The 22,655-nt window shown below is 64.7% G+C and carries 21 protein-coding genes; 8 read left to right on the top strand and 13 right to left on the bottom strand.

Going from position 1 to position 22,655, the window contains the following annotated elements; all coding sequences use genetic code 11:
• Positions 1–41 precede the first annotated feature (41 nt).
• The 5 genes from araD to N0K08_RS10820 all read left to right on the top strand — a co-directional run bounded on the left by araD (position 42) and on the right by N0K08_RS10820 (position 4,894).
• On the top strand, positions 42–1,769 hold the full coding sequence (gene araD / locus N0K08_RS10840; protein ID WP_261500313.1) for an L-arabinonate dehydratase: 1,728 nt from the start codon (positions 42–44) through the stop codon (positions 1,767–1,769).
• Between the two features lie 12 nt (positions 1,770–1,781).
• Positions 1,782–2,492 (top strand): ribonuclease activity regulator RraA, encoded by a 711-nt coding sequence (locus N0K08_RS10835; RefSeq protein WP_261500312.1) that lies wholly within the window; start codon positions 1,782–1,784, stop codon positions 2,490–2,492.
• 385 nt (positions 2,493–2,877) lie between these two features.
• Positions 2,878–3,096, top strand: coding sequence for a CsbD family protein (locus tag N0K08_RS10830; protein WP_261500311.1), 219 nt, complete (start codon positions 2,878–2,880; stop codon positions 3,094–3,096).
• A 66-nt stretch (positions 3,097–3,162) separates the two neighbouring features.
• Positions 3,163–3,741 carry a hypothetical protein gene (locus N0K08_RS10825; protein ID WP_261500310.1) on the top strand — a complete coding sequence of 193 codons (579 nt, stop codon included), beginning with the start codon at positions 3,163–3,165 and terminating at the stop codon, positions 3,739–3,741.
• 235 nt (positions 3,742–3,976) lie between these two features.
• Positions 3,977–4,894, top strand: a complete 918-nt coding sequence (locus tag N0K08_RS10820; RefSeq protein ID WP_261500309.1) for a TIGR01777 family oxidoreductase — start codon at positions 3,977–3,979, stop codon at positions 4,892–4,894.
• Between the two features lie 351 nt (positions 4,895–5,245).
• Here the strand turns inward: N0K08_RS10820 and N0K08_RS10815 are convergent, their stop codons facing one another.
• Positions 5,246–5,734 (bottom strand): GNAT family N-acetyltransferase, encoded by a 489-nt coding sequence (locus tag N0K08_RS10815; protein ID WP_261500308.1) that lies wholly within the window; start codon positions 5,732–5,734, stop codon positions 5,246–5,248.
• A 536-nt stretch (positions 5,735–6,270) separates the two neighbouring features.
• On the opposite strand from N0K08_RS10815, the gene N0K08_RS10810 reads away from it, so the two are divergent.
• On the top strand, positions 6,271–7,212 hold the full coding sequence (locus tag N0K08_RS10810) for a bifunctional helix-turn-helix transcriptional regulator/GNAT family N-acetyltransferase (RefSeq protein ID WP_261500307.1): 942 nt from the start codon (positions 6,271–6,273) through the stop codon (positions 7,210–7,212).
• Positions 7,213–7,312: 100 nt separating this feature from the next.
• Complete coding sequence (locus N0K08_RS10805) at positions 7,313–7,741, top strand: YciI family protein (protein WP_261500306.1); 429 nt, start codon at positions 7,313–7,315, stop codon at positions 7,739–7,741.
• 38 nt (positions 7,742–7,779) lie between these two features.
• Here N0K08_RS10805 and N0K08_RS10800 read toward each other — a convergent pair whose 3' ends face one another.
• The 11 genes from N0K08_RS10800 to N0K08_RS10750 form a co-directional block, all read right to left on the bottom strand.
• The gene (locus tag N0K08_RS10800; RefSeq protein ID WP_261500305.1) at positions 7,780–8,904 is read right to left on the bottom strand and encodes a winged helix-turn-helix domain-containing protein; all 1,125 of its coding nucleotides are present in this window, start codon (positions 8,902–8,904) and stop codon (positions 7,780–7,782) included.
• A 26-nt stretch (positions 8,905–8,930) separates the two neighbouring features.
• Complete coding sequence (locus tag N0K08_RS10795; protein ID WP_456301230.1) at positions 8,931–9,326, bottom strand: GFA family protein; 396 nt, start codon at positions 9,324–9,326, stop codon at positions 8,931–8,933.
• A gap of 157 nt (positions 9,327–9,483) precedes the next feature.
• A complete protein-coding gene (locus N0K08_RS10790) occupies positions 9,484–10,269 on the bottom strand; it encodes a nucleotidyltransferase domain-containing protein (RefSeq protein WP_261500302.1) in 786 nt (261 codons plus the stop codon).
• A gap of 231 nt (positions 10,270–10,500) precedes the next feature.
• Positions 10,501–10,860, bottom strand: coding sequence for a hypothetical protein (locus N0K08_RS10785; protein ID WP_261500301.1), 360 nt, complete (start codon positions 10,858–10,860; stop codon positions 10,501–10,503).
• An 82-nt stretch (positions 10,861–10,942) separates the two neighbouring features.
• Positions 10,943–12,160: a CaiB/BaiF CoA transferase family protein gene (locus N0K08_RS10780; RefSeq protein ID WP_261500300.1), complete on the bottom strand. Its 1,218-nt coding sequence runs from the start codon at positions 12,158–12,160 to the stop codon at positions 10,943–10,945.
• Between the two features lie 5 nt (positions 12,161–12,165).
• A complete protein-coding gene (locus tag N0K08_RS10775; protein ID WP_408642940.1) occupies positions 12,166–13,197 on the bottom strand; it encodes a Bug family tripartite tricarboxylate transporter substrate binding protein in 1,032 nt (343 codons plus the stop codon).
• Positions 13,198–13,231: 34 nt separating this feature from the next.
• Positions 13,232–15,034: an acyclic terpene utilization AtuA family protein gene (locus tag N0K08_RS10770; protein WP_261500299.1), complete on the bottom strand. Its 1,803-nt coding sequence runs from the start codon at positions 15,032–15,034 to the stop codon at positions 13,232–13,234.
• Positions 15,031–17,082, bottom strand: a complete 2,052-nt coding sequence (locus N0K08_RS10765) for an acetyl/propionyl/methylcrotonyl-CoA carboxylase subunit alpha (protein ID WP_261500298.1) — start codon at positions 17,080–17,082, stop codon at positions 15,031–15,033. Before N0K08_RS10765 ends, N0K08_RS10770 begins: the two co-directional genes overlap by 4 nt.
• On the bottom strand, positions 17,079–17,978 hold the full coding sequence (locus tag N0K08_RS10760; protein ID WP_261500297.1) for an enoyl-CoA hydratase/isomerase family protein: 900 nt from the start codon (positions 17,976–17,978) through the stop codon (positions 17,079–17,081). The genes N0K08_RS10765 and N0K08_RS10760 overlap by 4 nt, the downstream gene beginning before the upstream one ends.
• A 10-nt stretch (positions 17,979–17,988) precedes the next feature.
• Entirely contained in the window at positions 17,989–19,152 is a 1,164-nt protein-coding gene (locus N0K08_RS10755; protein ID WP_261500295.1) for an acyl-CoA dehydrogenase family protein, read from the bottom strand.
• A 28-nt stretch (positions 19,153–19,180) separates the two neighbouring features.
• Positions 19,181–20,794, bottom strand: coding sequence for an acyl-CoA carboxylase subunit beta (locus N0K08_RS10750; protein WP_261500294.1), 1,614 nt, complete (start codon positions 20,792–20,794; stop codon positions 19,181–19,183).
• Positions 20,795–20,975: 181 nt separating this feature from the next.
• Between N0K08_RS10750 and N0K08_RS10745 the strand changes: the two genes are divergently transcribed.
• Positions 20,976–21,743 carry an IclR family transcriptional regulator gene (locus N0K08_RS10745; RefSeq protein ID WP_261500293.1) on the top strand — a complete coding sequence of 256 codons (768 nt, stop codon included), beginning with the start codon at positions 20,976–20,978 and terminating at the stop codon, positions 21,741–21,743.
• A gap of 15 nt (positions 21,744–21,758) precedes the next feature.
• Here the strand turns inward: N0K08_RS10745 and N0K08_RS10740 are convergent, their stop codons facing one another.
• Entirely contained in the window at positions 21,759–22,634 is an 876-nt protein-coding gene (locus tag N0K08_RS10740) for a LysR substrate-binding domain-containing protein (protein WP_261500292.1), read from the bottom strand.
• Positions 22,635–22,655: the final 21 nt, after the last annotated feature.

The raw sequence follows: 22,655 nt of genomic DNA, 5'->3' as shown, positions 1-22,655 counted from the left end.
CCTGCGCCATGCGCGGGCACAGAACCGGAAGACCGTCTTTCATGAAACGCACCCCTGAATCCTTGCGCAGCGCGCGCTGGTTCGCCCCCGATGATTTCCGCTCCTTCGGCCACCGCTCGCGCGTGCTGCAAATGGGCTACGGCTACGAGGACTGGATGGGCAAGCCCATCATCGCCATCATCAACACCTGGAGCGATGCCAACCAGTGCCATGCGCACTTCAAGCAGCGCGTGGAAGACGTCAAGCGCGGCATCCTGCAGGCCGGCGGCTTTCCGCTGGAGCTGCCCGCCATCTCCCTGTCCGAGAGCATGGTCAAGCCGACAACCATGATGTACCGCAACTTCCTGGCCATGGAAACGGAAGAGCTGCTGCGCAGCCACCCGGTCGACGGCGCGGTGCTGATGGGCGGCTGCGACAAGACCACGCCAGGCCTGACCATGGGCGCGCTGAGCATGGGCCTGCCTTTCATCTACCTGCCCGCCGGCCCCATGCTGCGCGGCAACTGGAAAGGCAAGGTACTGGGCTCGGGCTCGGACGCGTTCAAGTACTGGGACGAGCGCCGCGCCGGCCGCCTGTCCGACCAGGCCTGGAACGAGATGGAAGCCGGCATTGCGCGCAGCCACGGCACCTGCATGACCATGGGCACGGCGGCGACGATGACCGGCATCGCCGAGGCCGTGGGCCTGGCGCTGCCGGGCGCCTCGTCCATTCCCGCAGCCGACGCCAACCACATCCGCATGAGCGCCGAAACTGGCCGGCGCATTGTCGACATGGTCTGGGAAGACCTCACGCCGGCCAAGATGCTCACGCGCGCCAATTTCGAGAACGGCATTGCCTGCGCCATGGCCATGGGCTGCAGCACCAATGCCATCATCCACTTGATCGCCATGTCGCGCCGCGCCGGCCATCCCGTCAGCCTGGATGATTTCGACGCGTTCAGCCGCCGCGTGCCGGTGATCGCCAACATCCGTCCCAGCGGCGATGCCTACCTGATGGAAGACTTCTTCTACGCCGGCGGCCTGCGCGCCATGCTGGAGAACATCCGCTGCCACCTGAAGACCGAGGCGCTCACCGTGAACGGTCGCACGCTGGGCGAGAACATCGCCGGCGCCGAGGTCTATCACGAGGATGTGATCCGGTCGCTCGCCAATCCCATCTATGCCGAAGGCGCGCTCGCCGTGCTGCGCGGCAACCTCGCGCCCGGTGGCGTGGTCATCAAGCCCAGCGCCTGCGCGCCGCACCTGCTGCAGCACACGGGCCGGGCGCTGGTGTTCGACGACTACCCCAGCCTGAAGAAGGCGGTGGAGGATCCCGACCTCGACGTGACCGGTGACGACATCCTGGTGCTGCGCAACGCCGGCCCGCGCGGCGCCGGCATGCCCGAGTGGGGCATGCTGCCCATTCCCACCAAGCTGCTCAAGCAGGGCGTGAAAGACATGCTGCGGCTGTCGGATGCGCGCATGAGCGGCACCAGCTACGGCGGCTGCCTGCTGCATTGCTCGCCCGAATCTGCGGTCGGCGGCCCGCTGGCGCTGGTGCGGACCGGCGACCGCATCACCGTGGACGTGCCGGCACGCAGCATCCACCTGGAAATCAGCGACGAGGAACTGGCGCAGCGCAAGGCCGCTTGGATTGCGCCGCCCGAGCGCTACGAGCGCGGCTACGGCTGGCTGTTCGGCCGCCACATCCTGCAGGCCAACGAAGGCTGCGATTTCGACTTCCTGGAAACCAGCTTCGGCAAGGCCGTGGCCGAACCCGACATCTTCTGATTGGAGACAGCAATGAACCCCAAAACCCGTGAACTGCTGATGCAGGTGAGCACCGCCACGCTGTGCACGGCGCTGTTCAAGCGCGGCCTGCGCAACCAGTTCATCCAGGACGTGCGGCCGCTGAACCCCGGCCTGGCCAATATGGTGGGCGAAGCCTTCACCCTGCGCTACATGCCGGCGCGCGAGGACCGCAACCCGCTCAGCGCCTTCCAGAACCGCGAGCACCCGCAGCGCCAGGCCGTGGAACAGTGCCCGCCCGGCGCGGTGCTGGTGATCGACAGCCGCAAGGATGCGCGCGCGGCTTCGGCCGGGGGCATCCTGCTGGCGCGGCTGATGCAGCGCGGCGTGGCCGGCGTGGTCACGGATGGCGGTTTTCGCGACAGCCCGGAGATCGCCCGGTACCGCATGCCGGCCTACCACTGCCGCCCCAGCGCGCCGACCAATCTGACGCTGCACGAAGCGATCGAGATCAACGGTCCCATCGGTTGCGGCGACGCGCCCGTGTTTCCCGGCGATGTGATCGTCGGCGATGCCGAAGGCGTGATCGTCATCCCCGCCCACCTGGCCGATGAAGTCGCGGCCGAAGCCACGGAAATGACGGTGTTCGAGGACTTCGTGCAGGAAATGGTCATGCAGGGGCGCTCCATCCTGGGCCTGTACCCGGCCACCGAGGAGCAAAGCCGCCTGGACTTCGCCGCCTGGCGCAAGGCCTGCGGGCGCTGAAGCCTGCCATTCCCCCGGGCGCCTAAGTAAGGGCCGCTGCGCAAGACGATTGCGCAGCGGCCCTTTTTCTTTCCAGCCAGCCCCGGCGGAATACGGTTTCGCCAATGCCGGATTGGATGGCGCGAAATAACTGACTTCCATTGCGGGATATTATTTTCACAATTGGTTAATTAAATTTCCTGCTGTCGCAATATAAAAAGTTGCAGCGATGATTTTTCATTTATTGCATTATTTTTATGTAGGCGAATACCCACGGACGCAGGACCTGATATCCCACGCGAATGAATATTGCCTGGGTTTAAGGTTGAATCTCATCTCGCGATTGGATGCGTCGGCGTGAATCACCTTCCAATATGCGACCCAATTTTCTGCACAAGGAGTTGACATGAATGAAGATCGAATCGCCGGCAACTGGAAGCAATTCAAGGGCAAGATTCGCGAGCAGTGGGGCAAGCTCACGGACGACGACATCGACGTGATTGCGGGCAAGCGCGAGCAGTTCATCGGCAAGATCCAGGAGCGCCAGGGTATTGTCAAGGAAGAGGCTGAAAAGCAGCTCAAGGAATGGCAAGCCCGTCATCCTGATTTTCGCTTCGACGAGTAATTGATTTTTGTGGGGCGGCATGCATGAATGCGTGCCGCTTTTCATTTTCGGACAAAGGAGATTTTGATGACTTTTCGCAAAAAGCTGATTTACATGAGCGCAGTCGCGCTGATTTCCACTTCGGTATTCGCTATCACGCCCGAGGAGCATAAAGCGGCCAAGGCGCAAATCAGTGCCGATTACAAGGCGGCAAAGACGCATTGCAGCAGCTTGAAATCCAATGCCAAGGACGTCTGCGAGAAAGAAGCCAAGGGTCGTGAAAAAGTGGCCGGAGCCGAGCTCGATTACCGCGTCGAAGCAAGCGAGCGCAACCGCCACAAGCTCGCCACGGCCAAGGCCGATGCCAGCTACGAAGTGGCCAAGGAAAAGTGCGACGATTTGAGCGGCAACGCCAAGGACGTCTGCGTCAAGGATGCCAAGGCCGCCCATGTGAGAGACATTGAAGCAGCGAAAGTCTCCGAGGCGCGCCATGAGAAAAACGTGGCGCCCGAGGTCAAGGCCGCCGACGTGTCCGACGCCAAGAAGGAGGCCGCGCAGAAAGTGCGCGAGGCCGACTACAAGGCGGCCGTGGAACGCTGCGACAGCCTGGCAGGCGCGGCCAAGGACACCTGCGTGGCGAATGCCAAGCGCACTTACGGGATGTAATAGGCCCGCTTGAGGGCAGGCGCATGGGATGAATGCGCAATCCGCCAGCAACCCCGTCCTGCAGGGCGGGGTTTTGCTTTTTGCGGTGGCCCGATGCCGCGGGGCCGGCAGTTGGGCATGACCTGTTGGCGGTACTGGATGGCCTGCAGCCCGAAGACAGCGGGAGTTTCTGGGCCTACGATGGGAGGCGACTGCCCTGGTAAGGCCTGCACTGACTTTCCTCAAGGAGAATTCCATGCGCATCCTGCTGACTGGCGGCACCGGGCTGATCGGACAGGCCTTGTGCCGACACTGGCAACCGCCAGGTCACGAACTGTGGGTCTGGAGCCGCGAACCGCACAAGGTGCAGCACCTGTGCAGCGGCGCCCGCGGTATTGCCAACTTGCAAGAACTGGACGGCACGCCCCTGGACGCCGTGGTGAATCTGGCCGGCGCCCCGATTGCCGACCGCCCTTGGACAGCGTCACGCAGGCAAGTGCTGTGGCGCAGCCGGGTGGATCTGACAAGGACCCTGGTGGATTGGATGGAGCAACAGCCCAGCCCACCGCGCGTATTGCTATCGGGATCGGCTGTAGGTTGGTACGGCGATGGCGGTGATGCCTGGCTGGATGAAAGCAGTCCACCCGGCACCGCCGATTTCGGCAGCCAGCTGTGCATCGCCTGGGAGCAGGAAGCCGAACGCGCCCGCCTCTTAGGCGTACGAGTGGCATTGGTGCGTACCGCGCCGGTATTGGCCCCCAGGGGCGGCATGCTGGCGAAGTTGCTGCCCCCATTCAAGCTGGGGCTCGGTGGCAGGCTGGGAAACGGCCAGCAGTGGATGCCCTGGATACACATTGACGACGAGGTCAACCTGATTGAGTACCTGCTGCACCACGATGAGTGCAGCGGCCCCTTCAATGCCTGCTCCCCAGAGACGGTACGCAACATCACGTTCACCCAGACACTGGCCCGCAGCTTGCACCGCCCGGCCTTGCTGCCAGTACCGGCGTGGGCACTCCGCCTGGCGCTGGGCGAAATGTCAGTGCTGCTGCTCGGAGGACAACGTTTGCAACCACAACGCGCACAGGCGGCGGGATTCACGTTCCGCCACCCCCAACTATCGGAGGCACTCAGCCAACTGCTGCCAAGAGCCGCCAACACCACCTCCCCCTGAGACCTGCATGCAGCATTTATTCTTCATTCCCTCGTCACAAGACAAGCCGTTTGCAGGAATCGCTCAATGACCAGGCCGTTCACTGGCTGGAGAAAGTCACGGACGCGCAATACCTTGCCAGGCGGACCGGGAGCCACAGCGCTTCCACGGGCTCTTGAGATCGCAACCGGCTTGGCTGAACACCGGCTTCGCGGCTGATCAAAGCGGATTCAGCCGGTGACCACCGGCCGTCTAGAAGCGGCCATGAGCGGTAGTTGCCCAGCGGAACCCGGTCTGATCTGAGCGTTTTCCCAGAGCGTGCTGGTTCTGATCAATGGCAGGGATCGGCCAATAGCCGCCATTGCAACTCGACTACCCAACGTAAGAGAAAACAGCGAAATCAGCGCCGTTCAGTGCGAACTTGGCAACCTCTTTCATTCCCATGCGTCTATGCGCTCGAAGTGATGCCTCATTGTCGGTTCGGATGAACAGCACGCCCTCGCGACCCGATTCCAGCCGTCGCAACTCTGTAAACATTGCAGCAGCCAAACCCTTCCCGCGCTCCGTCGGGTCAACACAAATGGGGCCATAGACATAGGTGTCCGCTGTCCCCGTGTATGCACTGAACATAGAGCGAATCACCGGGAGTTCGGCATTCATTGCTCGAGTAGTAGTCATAAGGAAGCCGGTCACACGCCCGTCACGCTTCGCGACAATCAACGGCATGTTGCGCATCATCTCTGCGATGCGCAAACGCGGAAGCTCTGCCGACAGCATTCCGCCGCGTTCTATTTGATTGGCCGCCTGAAGTTCCAGGATTCCGTCCAAGTCCGCCTCCGTCGCTTTGCCAACGGTTTCCATGGGTTCTGTCATAGCCGTACATCCAGTCTTGGGGGGGAGATATGCATCGCATGCGAGCCAAATTGCTTGACCCTAAGCTTTCCCCTATTCTGAACCACTCACAACTGACCATTTCAGTGAGGCTCGAAGGACCGCAGCGGGTCGGTTGCTGTCGCTGTTCAGACCAAGCGTTCTGGCAGCCTGGTGCGGAATGCTGGTCAAAAGAGACCAGCACCTATGGTCAGTGCATCGCTAGCTCGTGATTGGCCGTTGACGCGACTTGCTGTTTACCCCGCAGCGTGCTTAATGCATAAGGTCTGAAGCCTATGCAGCTCCTGCGAGGTAGCAGCGCTATCGACCGCATCCCCTAGCAAGAAAACCTTGCCACGTCTCTCCTGCTGGCCTTCGTGGGCGACCCCGGCCGATAGGCCCAGCCAGAAAAACGAAAGTACAGTGACTTTGCGCAGCAGCGCGGACAACGACTGCTGAAATGGCTTGATAAAGCCTCCAGGCTGTTCTTCATTTAGTTGTATCATGCAACCAAGTGGAGGTTTGCCGTGAATGATGACCCGTCCTTGATTGAAGCCATTCGTGCTGCGTCGCGCTCCATGGCGCGCGACTGGGGGTTCATGGGGGGCAGTTTTGCCGGGGAAGGCCTGTCGCCTTCCGCGGTGCATGCGCTGATTGAGATGGACCGCGGTGCGCTCAGCGCCAGGGACCTGGCCCGGCGCTTGCGCCTGGAGAAATCCAGCGTGAGTCGTATGCTGCGCAAGCTCCTGGCATCCGGCGATGTGAAGGAGGAGGCGCACGCCAGCGACAGCCGGCTGAAGATGCTGTCTTTGACCGCCGCCGGTCGGCAGCGCGTCGCGGCCATCCATGCACATGCGCGTGCACAGGTGGTGGACGCGCTGGGGCGCTTGCAGCCGGGGCAGGACCGCACGGTGCTGGCGGGGCTGAGCCTCTACAGCCAGGCACTCGCAGCGCACGGCGAAAGCGCAGTGGATGGTTCCGTGGTCACCGTCGTGCCGGGCTACCAAACGGGGCTGATTGCCCGCATCACCCAGATGCACGCCCTCTACTATGCGCGCGAGTCAGGGCTGGGCCAGCGCTTTGAATCGGTGGTGGCAAGCGGCCTGGCCGAGTTCTGCAACCGCCTTGAGCACCCGAAAAACGGCATCTGGACGGCAATGCACGCGGGAGAGATCGTGGGTTCCATCGCCATCGACGGCCAGGACCTGGGCGGCAACACCGCCCACCTGCGCTGGTTCATCGTGGATGACCGCCTGCGCGGCAGCGGCGCAGGGCGGCAATTGCTGTCCGCGGCCCTGGATTTCGCGGACCGTGAGGAGTTTGCCGAAACCCATTTGTGGACTTTCAGCGGCTTGTCCGCCGCGCGCCACCTGTACGAGTCCCATGGTTTCGCATGTGTGCAGGAAGGGGCTGGCGAACAATGGGGCAAGAAGGTGCTGGAGCAGAAATTCGTCAGAAAGCGCCCCTGAACGCATGGCTTGGACCGGCGAAAGGCGGTGGATATGGCGCCGCGCACTTCGCCGCGCTACAGTGGACGCAGGCCGTTCCGCTCAACTCCAGGAGATCGACATGCGTTTCATGGTGATGGTCAAAGCAACGAAAGACAGCGAAGCCGGCGTGATGCCCACGCAGGAGGATTTCGCGGCGATGGGGGCCTTCAATGAGGAACTCATACAGGCAGGCGTGATGGAAGCGGGCGAGGGGCTGCATCCCAGCGCGCGCGGCGTCCGGGTCGTCTTCTCGGGCAAGGATAGGTACGTCCTCGACGGTCCCTTCGCCGCGACCAATGAACTGGTCGCCGGTTTCTGGATCTGGAAGTGCGCTTCGCTGCAGGACGCCATCGCCTGGGTCAAGAAGTGCCCCAACCCCATGCGCACGGACTCTGAAATCGAGATCCGGCAAATCTTCTCGGCCGAGGATTTCGGCGAGGCGCTGACCCCCGAGTTGCGCGCGCAGGAGGAGCGCCAGCGCCAGGAAATCCAGTCGCGCGCCGGCTGAAGCATCGCCAGCCATGCCGCCATTGCGGCGACAAGCGCTTACTGCACCGCGGTGCAGCCGCAAAAGCGCGCCAGCTCGCTGATCGCATCCTGCAGCCGCTGCTGAAACAGCGCGTCCGGCGCCCAATCCGGCTCCAGATGCAGGCTATGCACATGCAGACGGGCCGCGGCCCGGTCAGCCTTGCAGTCGATGCGGCCTACAAAATGGCCTTGCCACAGAATGGGCAGACAGAAATAGCCGTACTTGCGCTGCGTCGCAGGCACATAGCTTTCCAGCCGGTATTCAAAGTTGAACATCTGCAGCAAACGCTCCCTGTGAATCACGCCATTGTCAAAAGGCGATAGCAGCCGCACCTCTGCGCCGGCCTGCGACCGGCGGGTTGCGCCATGCCCGCCCACCACGGCATAGGTCTCGGGCAGGGCGGGGTCGTCCAGTTTCTGTACCGCGCCTTGTTCCAGACGGGCCTGCAGCAGTTCCCGCAGCGCATTGCGCAAGGGCTTGCCGGTACGCAGATGCAGGAGTTGACCCAGGCTGAAAACGCCATGCGCGCGCATGGCGTTATCCAGCAGATAGGCCGCCATCTCCTCGGTGTTGGGTTCCTGCTGATTCACGCCAGCGGGCAGCAGCTGTTCGGGCAGGACGTAAAGCTTTTCCATCCCGTTGCGCTCGCGAATCATCACATCGCCTTGCATGAACAATTTGTCGAGCGCACGCCGACCCGGGCCATGGTCCCACCACAGCCCTTTGCCTTTGCTGCTTTCTTTCAGGTCGCGTGTTTTCAGCACGCCTTCGCCGCGTACACGGGCAAGAATCTCCGCCATCAGCGTCTTGTCGACGCTCTGGAAGTAGGGACTCTCGCCACGCCGGAAGGAGAGCATGCGTGGCAGCGCAAACCGGTAGTCGCGCATGGGCAGATAAGCCGCGGCATGAAACCAGTATTCAAAAATCTTTCCGGCGCTGCTGAGCTGGTTCAGGTGGGGCAGACAGTAGCCGGGCACCCGGCTCCAGAGCACATGGTGGTGCGCGCGCTCCACCACGGACAGCGTGTCTATCTGCACATAGCCCAGATGCTCCAGGGCAGCCAAAGTACCCGCCAGGCCCTTGCCAAACCGCTTGCGCGGCCCCAGCCCCTGAGAAGCCAGCGCAAGCTCTCGCCAGCGCATTGGCAATGGGGGAGTTGCCATGCTTGTTATGTCTCAGGGTGTCCTGGGAACTGCTTGGCGCCGTCACAGATGCCGTACCAGTCGGGCTTTTCCTGCACGAACTCGTGGAACAGGTTTTCAAGCGGCAATGCGTCGTCAAAGCAATGGGCCGCGACAGGGAATGACGCGCTGTCGGAAGTCACTTCGCCCAGCGCCGAGCCGCAGCGCGCGCAAAAGCAGCGGCTGTATTGGTACGGGGCTTGCGGCTTGAACGTGGTGATGGAGTCTGCGCCAGAAAGCAAGGTGAACGCCTCACGCTGGACGAACACGAAAGTGCTGGCGCCTATCTTGCGACATCGGCTGCAATGGCAGGTGCCCATCATGGTCGGGGGACTGGAGACCGTAAATGTCACTTCTCCACAGCAGCAGCTACCTCTAAGCATGACAAAGCTTTCATTTTGGATACGATGCTGTATGTTAATACAGTAGTCCAAAAAAGCCCACCTGGTTTTCAGCGTTGTTGCCCGTGGGCCGACTTCCGCTGGGGCTCCAAGGCCGAAATTCGGTTAGGCGGAATGCAGATGCTGGCGAAGACACTGGTCACAGCGCTTGCTGCATCCAGAGCGAGAAGGCTCTCAGGCGGTCGCTGAAGTCAGTGGCAACAATGTGCGGCGGTTCGTTTCCCGGTGGCGCGGCGAACATGTGGAAGAACTCGATTTGTTGCGCCATGTCCGGATAGCTGTCAGAAAAAAGGGCCATGTGGTCTTCAAGCGATTCGGGCCAATGGTTCGACGTGACGGGCCGAAGTACGTTTGTCGCTCGAATCAGCTTTCTGGAAGCTTCCCGCCTGAAGCGGGCAAGGGTTGCCCCGTCGGCCTCGGTTTCGATACGTTGTGCGTACCTTTCCAGCACGCTTGAAAAGTCCCCGTTGACCGCGCGCGCAATCGTCCTCGACGGGCGGAAGGGCTCGAAGTCGCGGGACAGGTCGTAACCGTAGATGCATCGGCAATGATGCCTAAGCCAGAAGCCCCAGCGGTGCAGGTTCTCGGGAGCCTGCACTTCCTCAAGAAAGCCCACGTCGAAGTCGACCTTCGAAACTTCTGGATGGCGGCATTCCAGCGCCCGCCGTGCGGACTCGATCTCCAAATTGTCTTGCAGTGCAGGTTTGTCAGCGAGTACGAGCACAACATCCAGATCCGAACGTCCAGGAACTGCGTCACCGCGCGCAATGCTTCCATAAAGGTAAGCGCTTTCGACCTGGGGCAACACAGAGCGAAGAAGCATACTGTGAAGGTCTTCGACCACCGCGAGAAAGGCTGCCTGTAGGGGCACATGCCCAACTGTGCGGATGTAGCCGCTTGCATCGATGCCTGTTCTTTTATCCAAGTGTGCTCTCTGAGGGGGATACTTTGATCGCGAAAAGATGGATCAACTCACTGTGGTCGGTCGCTGTGGAAAGTGCCTCCACGATCCCGACGGTCATGAACCTGGGGCGGCACCAAGGCCTGAAGGGCTGACGCCGGCACAATGACTGGAATGGGCCTGTTTCCCTTGCTTGTTTTTTACATGCACCGCGTGGCACCGCAGCGATGCGCGGGGGCATGGGAACACCCGGTTTCAAAAGCACGACTGTTGGTTGATGCGATGGCCCACGGCATAGACTTTTCCGCTTTCGGGGTCGACGTTGAAGACGACGTAGCGGCGCTGCGGGCAGATCAGTTCGGCCGAGGACTTGTTGCACTGCAAGATATCCGTTTTGCGCACCACACCGGCTTTCGTTTGCACCGATCGATTTTTGTCCGGCTGCGTTTCGCAGCTGTAGCCGTTTTGCATGGCAATGGCCCGGGCCTCCTCCAGGGGGAGCCCGACGGCATTGAGCGCATCGGCCTCCTTGGCATGCCTGGCCTCGGAAACACGGGTCAGGGCACAGCCCCCCAGGGCGAAGGAGGTCAGCAAGAGCAAGGTGAAACGAAGCATGTGATTTTTCTGGATGCCGTCAGACACACAGTGTGGCGATGAAAGCCCAACCATAGCCTATGGCGGCTTTCGGCGGCTCCGCTCAGATCACGCACTTCGCCGCGAGCGCTTGAATGCGCGCGGGGTCGAGCTGCAGCAGTTCGGCCAGAACGCTTGCCGTGTGCTGGCCCAGCATGGGCGGCGGCGCATGCTGGACCGGTGTTTTGGAAAAGCTCAAGGGGCTGCGCAGGCTGGGGACGTCCATGCCGCGGCCGTGGGGGAGGGTGATGGCCAGGTCGCGGTGCCGGGTCTGGGCCTCAGCAAACACCTGGGCCATGTTGTTGATGGGGCCGCAGGGCACGCCCGCGGCTTCCAGCGCCGCCAGCAGGCTGGCACGCTGGCGGTGGGCAATGGCACCGGCCAAAGCCGCGCGCAGGGCCTGGCGGTTGGCGACGCGCAGGGCATTGCTGGAGAAAGCCGTTTGCTCCAACAACTCAGGGATGGCCAGCACCTGGCAGCAGGCCTGGAACTGGCCGTTGTTGCCGGCCGCGATGATCAGCGGGCCGTCCGCGCAGTCAAACACTTCGGAAGGCGAGGCAATGGGGTTGGTGTTGCCCACGCGTTGCGGCGAGCGGCCGGTCATCAGATAGCCCGTGGCCAGGTGGCCGTTGAGCGCGACCGCGGAGTCCAGCATGGCGCAGTCTATGAACTGGCCTTCGCCCGTACGGCCATGGTGGAACAGCGCGCCGAGAATGGCGATGGCCGCGTTCTGGCCGGTGACCACGTCGGTGATGGGCAAGGACGTGCGCATGGGGCCGCCGCCGGGCTGGTCGTCAGGCAGGCCGCAGGTACTCATCATGCCCGCCATGCCTTGCAAAATGAAATCGTAGGCCGGGCGCTTGGCCAGCGGGCCGGTCTGGCCAAAACCGGTGAGCGAGCAGTAGATCAGATCCGGCTTGAGGGCTTGCAGGGACGCATAGTCGAGGCCGTATTTTTGCAGACTGCCGACTTTGTAGTTCTCCACCACCACATCGCACTGCCGTGCCAGCTGCCGCACCAGGTCGGCGCCTTCGTCGGTGGCGATATCGATGGTGATGGATTGCTTGCCCCGGTTGTAGGCCAGGTACAGCGCCGAGTCGTTGCTGTCCTGGCCGCTGGCATCCTGAAGAAACGGGCCCATGCGCCGCGTGTCGTCGCCTTCCCTGGGCTTTTCTATCTTGTAGACGGTTGCGCCCATGTCCGCCAGGTGCTGGCTGCACAGCGGGCCGGCGATGACGCGGGTCAGGTCCAGGACCTTGATGCCTTGCAGAATGCTTGCCATGTGGTTCACTCCAGACGGATATTGGCCTGCTTGATCACCTGGGCCCAGCGCTTGGCTTCTCCCTGCATGAAGGCGTTGAACTGGGCGGGCGTGCCGCCGACCGGGTCGATGCCGTACTCGATCAGCTTGGCATGCACTTCGGGCGAGTCGATCACGGACTGCAGTTCCGCCGACAGCTTGGCGATGACGGGCGCGGGCACCTTGGCGGGCGCGAGTAGGCCTATCCAGCTGCCGCCGGTCATGTTGGGATAGCCCAGCTCGGCCATGGTCGGAACCTCGGGGCTGCTGGGCCAGCGCTTCTCGCTGGTGATGGCCAGGGCCCGCAGCTTGCCGGCCTTGACCTGCGGCATCATGGTCTGCACGGAATCAAAGGCCATGGCCACTTGCCCGGAAAACATGTCGGTGAGCGCCGGCGCCATGCCCTTGTAAGGGATGTGGGTCAGCTTGACGTGCGCGCTCTCGCCGAACAGCTCTCCCGCCAGGTGGGCGCCGGAGCCCGTGCCGCTGGAGGCGAAACTGGCTTTGTCGGGGTTGGCTTTGGCCCAGCCCGCGAACTCGGACAGGTTCTTGGGCGGCAGCGCCGCGCTGGAAACCATCAGCAGCGGAATATGGCCGAACTGGCTCACGCCCGTGAGGTCGGTGAGCGGCGAGAAACCCATCTTGGGGTAGAGGCTGGGGTTGACCACATGGCCGGCCACCACGACCAGCAAGGTGTAGCCATCGGGCGAGGCCCTGGCGACGGCCTGCGAGCCAATCTGGCCGTTGGCGCCGGGCAGGTTCTCGATGATGACGGGGTTCTTGAGGCGTTCGGACAGCTTTTGCGTGACCAGGCGTGTCACGGTGTCCGAGACGCCGCCGGCGGTGTAGGGCACGACCACGCGGATGGGGCGGCTGGGAAAATGGTCTTGCGCCAGTGCGGCGTTGCCCGCCGCGACCAAGCCCAGGGCGAGCGTGGCGTGCATCCACCAGCGCTGCAGTCGAACGCTCTGGCGAGGCTGGGCGGACGGGGCACTGTCGGCGTCATGCGGAAATGTCATGGTGTCTCCTGCTTGGTTGGTTTTTTGGGGGAACTCAGTTTTCGAGCAATTGGCGCGGGACCCGCAGGGGCAGATCCAGCAGCATTTGCGCAAAGGATTTGCCCAGGGGGTCGGAGCGCAGGCTGCAGACCCCGCCTCCGCCCAGGGCGTTGTGCAGCACGAAGTTCACGGCGTGCAGCCCGGGCACTGCGTAGCGCTGGACCGTTCCGTCCACCAGGTGGGAGAAGTACTGGTGCACGCGCTCGGCCGTCAACTGGGTGAGAAGAAAGGGGTAGAGCTCGGGGCGGCGGGCAATCACGCCGATGTTCTCGTCATCGCCCTTGTCGCCACTGCGCGCCCAGGCCAGCTGTACCAGGGGCACCTGCTCCCAGTCGCCCTCCTCGGGGTGGACGCTGCTTGACTCTGTGGCGGGCAGGCCCACTGGCTCGGCGCCGGTGGGCGTTCCGATGACCGCCGCGGGCGACAGGATTTGCTGGCGCTGCTCGAGTGCGACGCACAGCGGCACCTGCTGCTTGGGCACCAGGAAGGAAAACACTTTGAAGACGGGCTGAATCTCCGCGCGCCCGGCAAAGGAAGAGCGGGTTCCCGGCCCCATGGAGGTGCCGGCCGACGAGCATTCGCGCTGCAGAAAGCCCAGGCCCTTGGCATCGGCGTGGCGGGCGGCAATGCGCAAGATGACTTCGCGCGTGGGCAAGGCGCGGGCGTTGGCGCCGTAGAGCGCTTCGGTGCCCAGCAGTTCGACGCAGGTTTGCGAGTAGTCGGCCAGGCCCTTGGCCGCCAGCTGCTCGCGGGTGCGTTGCAGCAAGGCGTCCGCGGTCTTGCGGGCCTTGGCGGGGGCATCGATGCCGCGGATGGCCATCATGACCTGCAACTGGTAGCCGTCGATATAGGTGCCGTTGGCCTTGTAGCTGTCGGTGGGCGCCTGGCCCTTGGCGCCTGCGATACGCACCTGCCCGGGGCCGGCTTGCACGACGCTGACCTGGCGGAAGTCGCAGCCCACATCGGGCATCTGGTAGCGGGCAGGGTCGCCCACTTCGTACAACACCTGTTCGGCCACGGCGCCCGGGTGGATCAGCCCGCCCGTGCCGGCGGGCTTGCCGAGGGTGAAGCTGCCATCGGCCGCACAGTCGATCACCGGGTAGCCCATATGGGCCCAGTCGGGCACGAGTTGCCAGTCGGTGAACAGGCCGCCCGTGGCCTGGGCGCCGCATTCGATCACGTGACCGGCCAAGGTGCCGGCCGCCAGGCGGTCCCAGTCGTCCCAGGCCCAGTCGAACTCATGGGCCAGCACGCCGACCACGACGGCGCTGTCCACGCAGCGGCCGGTGATGACGATGTCGGCCCCCATCGCCAGGGCGCGCGCAATGCCTTGGGCGCCGGTGTAGGCGTTGGCCGAGCTCAGCTGCGCCGGCGGCACCTCGCCGGTATACATGTCCTTGAGACCCTGCTCGCGCAGCGTGGCGAACTGCGCGCTGACATCGTCGCCCGTGACCACGGCGATGTGCAAGGACAAGCCCTGGCTTTCGGCCGCCTGGGCCAAGGCCTGGGCGCAGGCCTTGGGGTTGAGCCCGCCGGCGTTGGACACCACGCGTACGCCTTGCTGCCGGATGGCCTGCAGGTGGGGCAGCATGGCCGCGGTGACAAAGTCCGTGGCGTAGCCCAATTCCGGCTTCTTGCTGCGGGCCCGGGCCAGGATGGCCATCGTGGTTTCCGCGAGGTAGTCATAGACCAGGTATTGCAGGCCCGGGACTTGCAGCAGCTGTGGCGTGGCGATGCTGGAGTCGCCCCAGAAGCCGCTGGCGCCGCCGATGCGCACGGTTTTCGCGGGCGCGTTCATGCGAGCTCCTCGATTCTCAGCAACAAGGCGCCCTTGGCGGCTTGCTGGCCGGCCATGGTGCGCAGTTCCACCACACGCCCGGCAATGGGGGCGTGCAGCGTGTGTTCCATCTTCATGGCTTCGAGCACGGCGATGCGTTGGCCTGCGCTCACCGTATCGCCTTCCTTCACGGCGACGGCGACCACGCGTCCCGTCAGGGGCGCGGTGATCACGCCGCCGTCCTGGCTGGCCTGGCCGGATTTGTGGGCGTCGGTCTGCTCGAAATGCCAGGCCTGGCCGGCATGGAACAGGTCCAGCTGCAAGCCGGTGGCCACGGCCGCCGCGCTCTCCACCATGCCATTGCATTGCACCTGGAACTGGCGCCGCCCGGCGTCCAGCCACAACAGGTCGCGCATCTCGAAGCGCGCGGCGGCAGTCGCTGCGTCCTCCCCGGTCTGCGTCTGCAGTGCAATGTCCCAGCCCTGGGCTGTGGCCTGCACCTGGGCTTGCCAGCGCTGCTGGCCGTGGCGCAACTCCAGCGCGGTGGCGGTCTGTTGCTGCAGGCGACCTGCGCCCAGCTCGGCCAGGCCCTGGCTGGCGAGCAGCCTGGCCAGCACGGCGTAGGCCACGGTGCGCTCCTGCGGCGCCGGGGCCTGGGCCAGGCTGTGGGCCATGGTTTGCGCCACAAAACCGGTGTGGATCTCGCGGCCCGCCGCGAACTGCGCGGAGTTCAGGCACTCCACCAGAAAGCGCTGGTTGGTCGGCACGCCCAGCAGCACGCATTGCTCCAGCGCCTGCACCAGCTTGCGCCGCGCTTCCTCGCGGGTGGCGCCATGGGCCACGACCTTGGCGATCATGGAGTCGTAGTAAGGGCTGATGACCCAGCCATCGCGCAGCGCGTGGTCCACGCGCACATCCAGCGCCTGCTGGTGGCTGGACAGCGGGCCAGGCGGCGGTGCATTGGGCGCGCGCCAGAACAGCACATTGCCGGTTTGCGGCAGAAAGCCCGCGTATACGTCCTCGGCGGTGAGGCGTGCCTCGATGGCGTGGCCCTGGTAGTGGACGTCGGCTTGTTGCAGGCTGAGCGGCTCGCCTGCGGCGATCCTGAACTGCCAGGCCACCAGGTCCAGCCCGGTGATGGCTTCGGTCACCGCATGCTCGACCTGCAGGCGGGTGTTCATTTCCATGAAGTAGAAATGCCCTTGGGTGTCGAGCAAGAACTCCATGGTGCCGGCGCCTATGTAGCCAATGGCCTGGGCGGCCTTGACGGCGGCCTCGCCCATGCGCTGGCGCAGCGCGGGCGTGACCACGGTGGAGGGCGCTTCTTCAATCACTTTCTGGTGGCGTCGCTGGATGGAACAGTCGCGCTCCCCCAGGTAGATGCAATGCCCCTGGCTGTCCGCGAGCAGCTGGATCTCGATATGGCGCGGCGCGAGGATGGCTTTTTCCAGGATCAGCTCGGCGCTGCCAAAGGCTTGCTGGGCTTCGGAACGCGCCGAGGCCAGGGCGGCGGGCAGATCGGCTGGGCTGTGCACCAGGCGCATGCCCCGGCCGCCGCCGCCGGCCGCGGCCTTGACCATCACGGGGAAGTCGATGCGCGCGGCCGCGGCCACAAAAGCGCTGTCCGCCTGGTCTGCTTCCTGGTAGCCGGGAATGCAAGGCATGTCGGCGGCCATCATCAGCTGCTTGGCCCGGGCCTTGTTGCCCATGGCCTGCATGGCGGCGCCGGTCGGGCCGATGAAGACCAGGCCGGCGGCGTCCACGGCGTTGGCGAAGTCCGCGTTTTCCGCGAGAAAGCCATAGCCGGGGTGGATGGCATCGGCACCGCTCAGGCGGGCGGCCGCGAGGATGGCGTCGCTGTCGAGATAGCTGTCGCGCGGCAGCGGCCCGCCGACCAGCACGGCGCTGTCCGCGGCCTGTACATGCGGGCTGAGGCGGTCGGCCTCGGAGTAAATGGCCACGGTGCGGTAGCCCAATTGGCGCGCTGTCTGGATGATGCGCAGCGCAATCTCGCCGCGGTTGGCGATCAGCACGCAGCGGAAGGGGCGGATGTTTTTGGTGACGGTCATGGCGCGGTCTGAAGAGAGGGCAGGCGGGAAGATGCGGGCGCGGCGGGCGGGGTATGGGTCTGCCGTATGTCCTGGGCGCTGAACTCGGCCTGCCAGGCCGCCGGGCGCTTCTCGCGGAATGCGGCAATGCCTTCGGCGCCTTCATGGCGCATGCATTGGGCGAAAGCCAGCGCGGCGTGGTCCAGGCGGGCTGCCAGGGCGGGGGCGGCGTCCGCAGCGAACAGCCGCTTGAGGGCCTGGTTGGCGCCCGGCGCGCAGCGGGCCATGCGCGTGAGCCACTGGGCCAGCAAGGCGTCCAGCGCGGCGCTGTCCGCGGCCAGCTCATCGACCAGGCCCAGGGCTTGGGCCTGATCGCCGCTGACGCGCTCGCCAAACAGCCCCAGGCGCAAGGTGTTGCGCCGGCCTATGCGCGCGTCGACGAAGGGAGCGATCTGCGCCGGAATGATGCCCAGCGCAGTTTCCGTCAGCGCGAACTTGGCGCCGTGCGTTGCCAGAACGATGTCGGCCGTGCACGCCAGGCCCATGCCGCCGCCCATGGCCGCGCCTTCCACGGCGGCGATCAGGGGCACGGGCAGCGCAGCCAATTGTTCGAGGAAGCGGCCGAAGGCACGATTGCGCGCGGCGACCGGGTCAGAGGCCAGTGCGTCGGCATCGGCCTGCGGGCTTTGGTCCAGGCGCGCCTGGAAGCTGCCGATGTTGCCGCCGGCACAGAAAAAGCCCTGGCTGCCGCGCAGCACGATGGCGCGCAGCTGCGCATCGCCCTGGACGCTGGCGATGGCCTGGGCCAACTCCGCCACCAGTTCGGGGGCCAGGGCGTTGCGGGTGGCCGGGCAGTTCAAGGTCAGGAACAGCACGTCTTGCAGACGCGTCACAAGAAGAGAGGAATGGCTGGACATGGCGGGACTTTCAGGCGCCAAAATCCATCAAGCCCATCTTGCGGGCGATGACCATCATCATGACTTCGTCGGCGCCGCCGCCTATGGAGCCCAGGCGGTAGTCCCGGTAGGCGCGGGAAGCGGAGTTTTCCCAGGTGTAGCCCATGCCGCCCTGGAATTGCATGCACCAGTCGGCAATCTCGCGGCCCAGGCGGCCGGCCTTGAGCTTGGCCATGGAGGCCAGCTCGATCACGTCTTCGCCCTGGATATAGGCCTCGGTCGCCCGGTAGATCAGCGAGCGCAGGGCTTCGAGTTCGGTCTTGAGTTCGGCCAGCTTGTACTGGATGTACTGGTTGTCCAGCAGCGGGCGGCCGAAGGCAATGCGCTGGCGCAAGTAGTCGGCCGTGTCCTGGATCAGGGACATGCAGGCCAGGCGCCGCGCCGCGCCGTCCAGCCGCTCCTCCTGGAACTGCTTCATCTGGTAGATGAAGCCCATGCCTTCCTCGCCAATGCGGTGGCGCACGGGCACGCGCACGTCGTCGAAGAAGATCTGGGCCGTATCGGACGACCACATGCCGAACTTCTTGATCTTCTGCACTTCCACGCCCTTGGCGCGCTGGCCGTTGTGCTTGAGCGGCACGATGATCAGCGACTTGTTCTTGTGCGCCGGGCCGTCGGAGGTGTTGGCCAGCAGGCAGATCCAGTCGGCCTGGGTGCCGTTGGTGATCCACATCTTGGAGCCGTTGATCACATAGTCGTCGCCGTCGCGCCGCGCCGAGGTCTTGAGGGACGAGACATCCGAGCCCGCGCCTTGCTCCGAGACGCCGATGCTGCAGACCATGTCGCCGGCGATGGCCGGTGCCAGGAATTCGCGGCGCAGTGCGTCAGAGCCGAAGGCCGCCAGCGCGGGCGTCGCCATATTGCTTTGCACACCTATGCCCATGCCCACCCCCTGGGCCTTGGCATGGCCTATGGCTTCGGCCGCGGCCAGCGCGTAGGAAAAATCCAGGCCCATGCCGCCGTAGGCTTCGGGCTTGGAAATGCCCAGAAAGCCCAGCTGCCCCATTTTCTTGAACAGCTCGTGGGCGGGAAAGATCTCGTTGGCCTCCCATTCGTCCACGAAGGGGTCGATTTCGCTGGCGACAAAACGGCGGATGCTGGCCATCAAGGCATGGTGTTCGGCGGTGTAAAGCATAGGGGTCCTGGAAAAGAATGGGACGGGCTTAGAAACGGGCCACGCCAAACTGCATGGCGCGCGGCTGGCGGCGCTGGGCTTCGTCTATGGTGGCCAGCGCGAACAGCAGGACGTCGCGCGTGGCGCGGGGATCGATCACGCCGTCATCCAGCAGGTGGCCGCTGGTGTAGAAGGCGCTGGCCTGCTTGTCGAAATGGGCGATGGTTTCGGCTTTCTGCGCGGCCAGAACGGCTTCGTCGACGGCTTGGTTCTTGCGCTGCGCCTTGTCGCGCTCCACGATCTCCAGCGTGGTGGCCGCTTGCTCGCCGCCCATGACCGCGGTGCGGGCGTTGGGCCAGGAGAAACAAAAGCGCGGCTTGAAGGCGCGTCCGCACATGCCGTAGTTGCCCGCGCCAAACGAGGCGCCGCAGTAAATGGTGATCTGCGGCACGCTGGAGTTGGACAGGGCCTGGATCAGCTTGGCGCCGTGCTTGATCATTCCGGCCTCTTCCGAGGCGCGACCGACGATGAAGCCCGTGGTGTTCTGCAGGAAGACGATGGGTGTCTGGCTTTGGTTGCACAGCTGGATGAACTGCGCGGCCTTGGTGGCGCCCGCGGGATCGAGCGAGCCGTTGTTGCTGATGAAGCCCACGGTCTGCCCCGCCATGCGGCCATGGCCGCAGACGGTGGCCGGGCCGTAGTCGGGCTTGAAATCCATCCAGCGCGAGTCGTCCACCAGGCGCGCGATGACTTCGCGCATGTCGACGGGCTTCTTGTGCTCTAGCACCATCACGCCGGCCAGTTCCTCCGTGGGCAGGCAAGGCGGTGCGGCGTCGGCAGCGGGGGCTGCGCGCTCCCAGGGGAGCAGGGACAGGATGTCGCGTACCAGCGCGATCGCATGGGCATCGTCCTCGGCCACGTATTCGGCCAGGCCGCTGATGGCAGCATGCATGTCGGTGCCGCCGAGCTCTTCGGCCGTCGCCACTTCGCCCGTGGCCGCCTTGAGCAGCGGCGGCCCGGCCAGGAAGGCCTTGGCCTGGCCGCGCACCATCACCACGTAGTCCGACAGCCCGGGCATATAGGCGCCGCCGGCGGTGGAGGAGCCGTGCACCACGGTGATGACCGGCAGGCCGGCCGCGGACAGCCGCGCCAGGTTGTAGAACATGCCCCCGCCGCGGACGAATTTCTCGACCCGGTACTGGCGCAGATTGGAGCCGGCCGATTCCACCAGGTGCACGAAAGGCAGCTTGTTTTCCAGCGCGATTTCCTGGCAGCGCATCAGTTTCTGGTTGCCTGCCTCGGTCAAGGCTCCGGCGTTGATGCCGGAATCGGTGGCCACCACCATGCAGCGCACGCCGCCGACAAAACCGATGCCAGCGATCTGCGAGCCGCCGGGAATGGTCTTGTCGAGCTCGCCGCCGTCCATGCCATAGCCCGCCAGATTGCAGATCGGCAGGAAGGGGCGCATGGGGTCGAGCAGGCGGGCCATGCGTTCGCGGGGCAGCAGCGCGCCGCGCTTGGCAAACCGGGCGGCCGAGCGCGCGGAAGTGGTGGCCGCACGTTGCTCCAGCGCTTGCAGCTGGTCCACCAAGGACAGCATGCCGTCGCGTTGGCCTTGGAATTCCTCGCTCTGGGGCAGGATGCGCGTGTTGAACGGTGTCATGAAGCAGTCGCAATCAAAGTGATTTGTGGCATGGCTGTTGATTGAATGTGAACTGCCGCCAAGGGACAATCGGAGAAGCGGTTTTTGTGCACCATATGCACAATCCAGGGATTTCCAGTAGATCCCGCACGGCATGGCCGTGCCCTCGCAGCGCGCGCGCCGCGCAGGAGAAAGCCGCCCCATGGATATCGCCGACGACCTGGACAACAGTGGCAAGGGTGCGCAAAGCACGGACCGCGCCTTGCGCCTGCTGGCGCTGGTGGCCGCGCAGCATGGAGCGGGAATCAGCGTGGCGGCGTTGGCCGCGCAAAGCGGGCTGGACCGCACCACGACGCACCGCTTGATCAAGGCGCTGGAAGGCCACGGCCTGGTGCATCGCGAAGGGCGCACCGAAGGCTTTCGGCTGGGCTTGCAGGCCATGGCCCTGGGCCAGGCCGCGTTGCAGCGCCCGCCCTTGCTGGTGCAATACGCGCCGCTCATGAAGTCACTGGTGCGGCGCGTGAATGAGCCCTTGTTTCTGGTGGTGAGAGCGGGCGACCGCAGCCATTGCCTGTACCTCGAAGAGGGCTCGCGCCCGGTGCGGGATTTCGGCGAATCCGTGGGCAATCTGCGTCTGCTGGGCCTGGGCATTCCCAGTTTTGCGCTGCTGGCCCATCTGGATGACGCCCAAGTGCAAGCGCATTACCAGCGCTGCCGCGCGGAATATGAGGCCAATCAGATGGGCTTGATCCGTTTGCGCAAGTGGATCAGCGAGGCGCGCGCGCAAGGCTATGCGCATATCTATGCCAAAGGCTTGCGCGGCGTGGGCGTGCGCTTCACCTATGGCAGCTGCGGAGAGGCGGCGCTGGGTTTTGTCGCGCCCGCATCGCGCCTGCCCAGGGCCCAGGTGCCGCAGCTCGCCGCATTGCTCAGCGCGGCCCTGGAGCGGATCGCGCCGGGCGCGGTGTAGAACCCGCCGGGGCCGCTAGGACGCCTCCTGCTGCGCCATGCCCAGCGCCTGCAGGAAGGACTGGATCAGCAGGCTGGCGCGGCGCTCGCGCACGAAATGCAGGTAGGTGCTGGTGCTCGCCGGGTCGCCGTCTATGCGGATGGGCTTGAAGCGCGGGTCGGGAATGAACTCGGCTTCCGAGACGGCGCCCAGGCCCAGGCCATGGGCCACGGCTTCGCGCAGGGCTTCGCGGCTGCCGACTTCAAGGGCGCAAGGCGTGTGCACGCCCGCGGCCTGCAGCGTGGCGTCCATGGCCGCTTGCGTGGTGGAGCCGGCTTCGCGGCGCAGCATTTCCACGCCCTGCAAACGGGCGATGGGCACGCTGTCGTGCCGCGCCAATGGGTGGTCCTTGTGGGCGAACAGGATGATGGGGTGGCAGGCGTAGAGCAGGGCTTCGAGGCCCGGGCTGTCGTGCAGGCCGGCGAGCACGCCGATGTCGGTGGCGTAACGCTCGAGATCGGCCAGCACCTGCTTGGAGTTGCCCATGCGGATCGCGACCTGGATGCCGGGGTGGCGCAGTCGGTGGGCGGCGACCATTTCGATCACGTGGAAGGGGCCGACCGCGCCCAGGTTGAGCGTTCCCTGGTTGAGCTGGCCCGAGTCGCGCAGAAAGAACTCGGCCTCGGCGTCGAGCGCCAGGATTTTTTGGGCGATGGGCAGCAACTGCTCGCCGGCCGGCGACAGGCTCATGCGGTAGCCGCGGCGGTAAAACAACTCGACTTCGCTGCGCTGCTCCAAGGCGCTGATCTGGGCCGAAATCGTGGGCTGGCTCAGGTTCAGCGAGCGCGCGGCGGCGCTGAGGCTGCCCTGGTTGGCAACGGCGACAAAGGCGCGGTAGCGGGCGGTGCTCATCTATAGGTCTTATCTATAAAA

It is taken from the genome of Acidovorax bellezanensis (assembly GCF_025421555.1).
Classification (GTDB): Bacteria; Pseudomonadota; Gammaproteobacteria; order Burkholderiales; family Burkholderiaceae_C; genus Comamonas; species Comamonas bellezanensis.
Note: the sequence above shows the minus strand (reverse complement) of the source record. Positions and strands in the feature narration are given on the sequence as shown.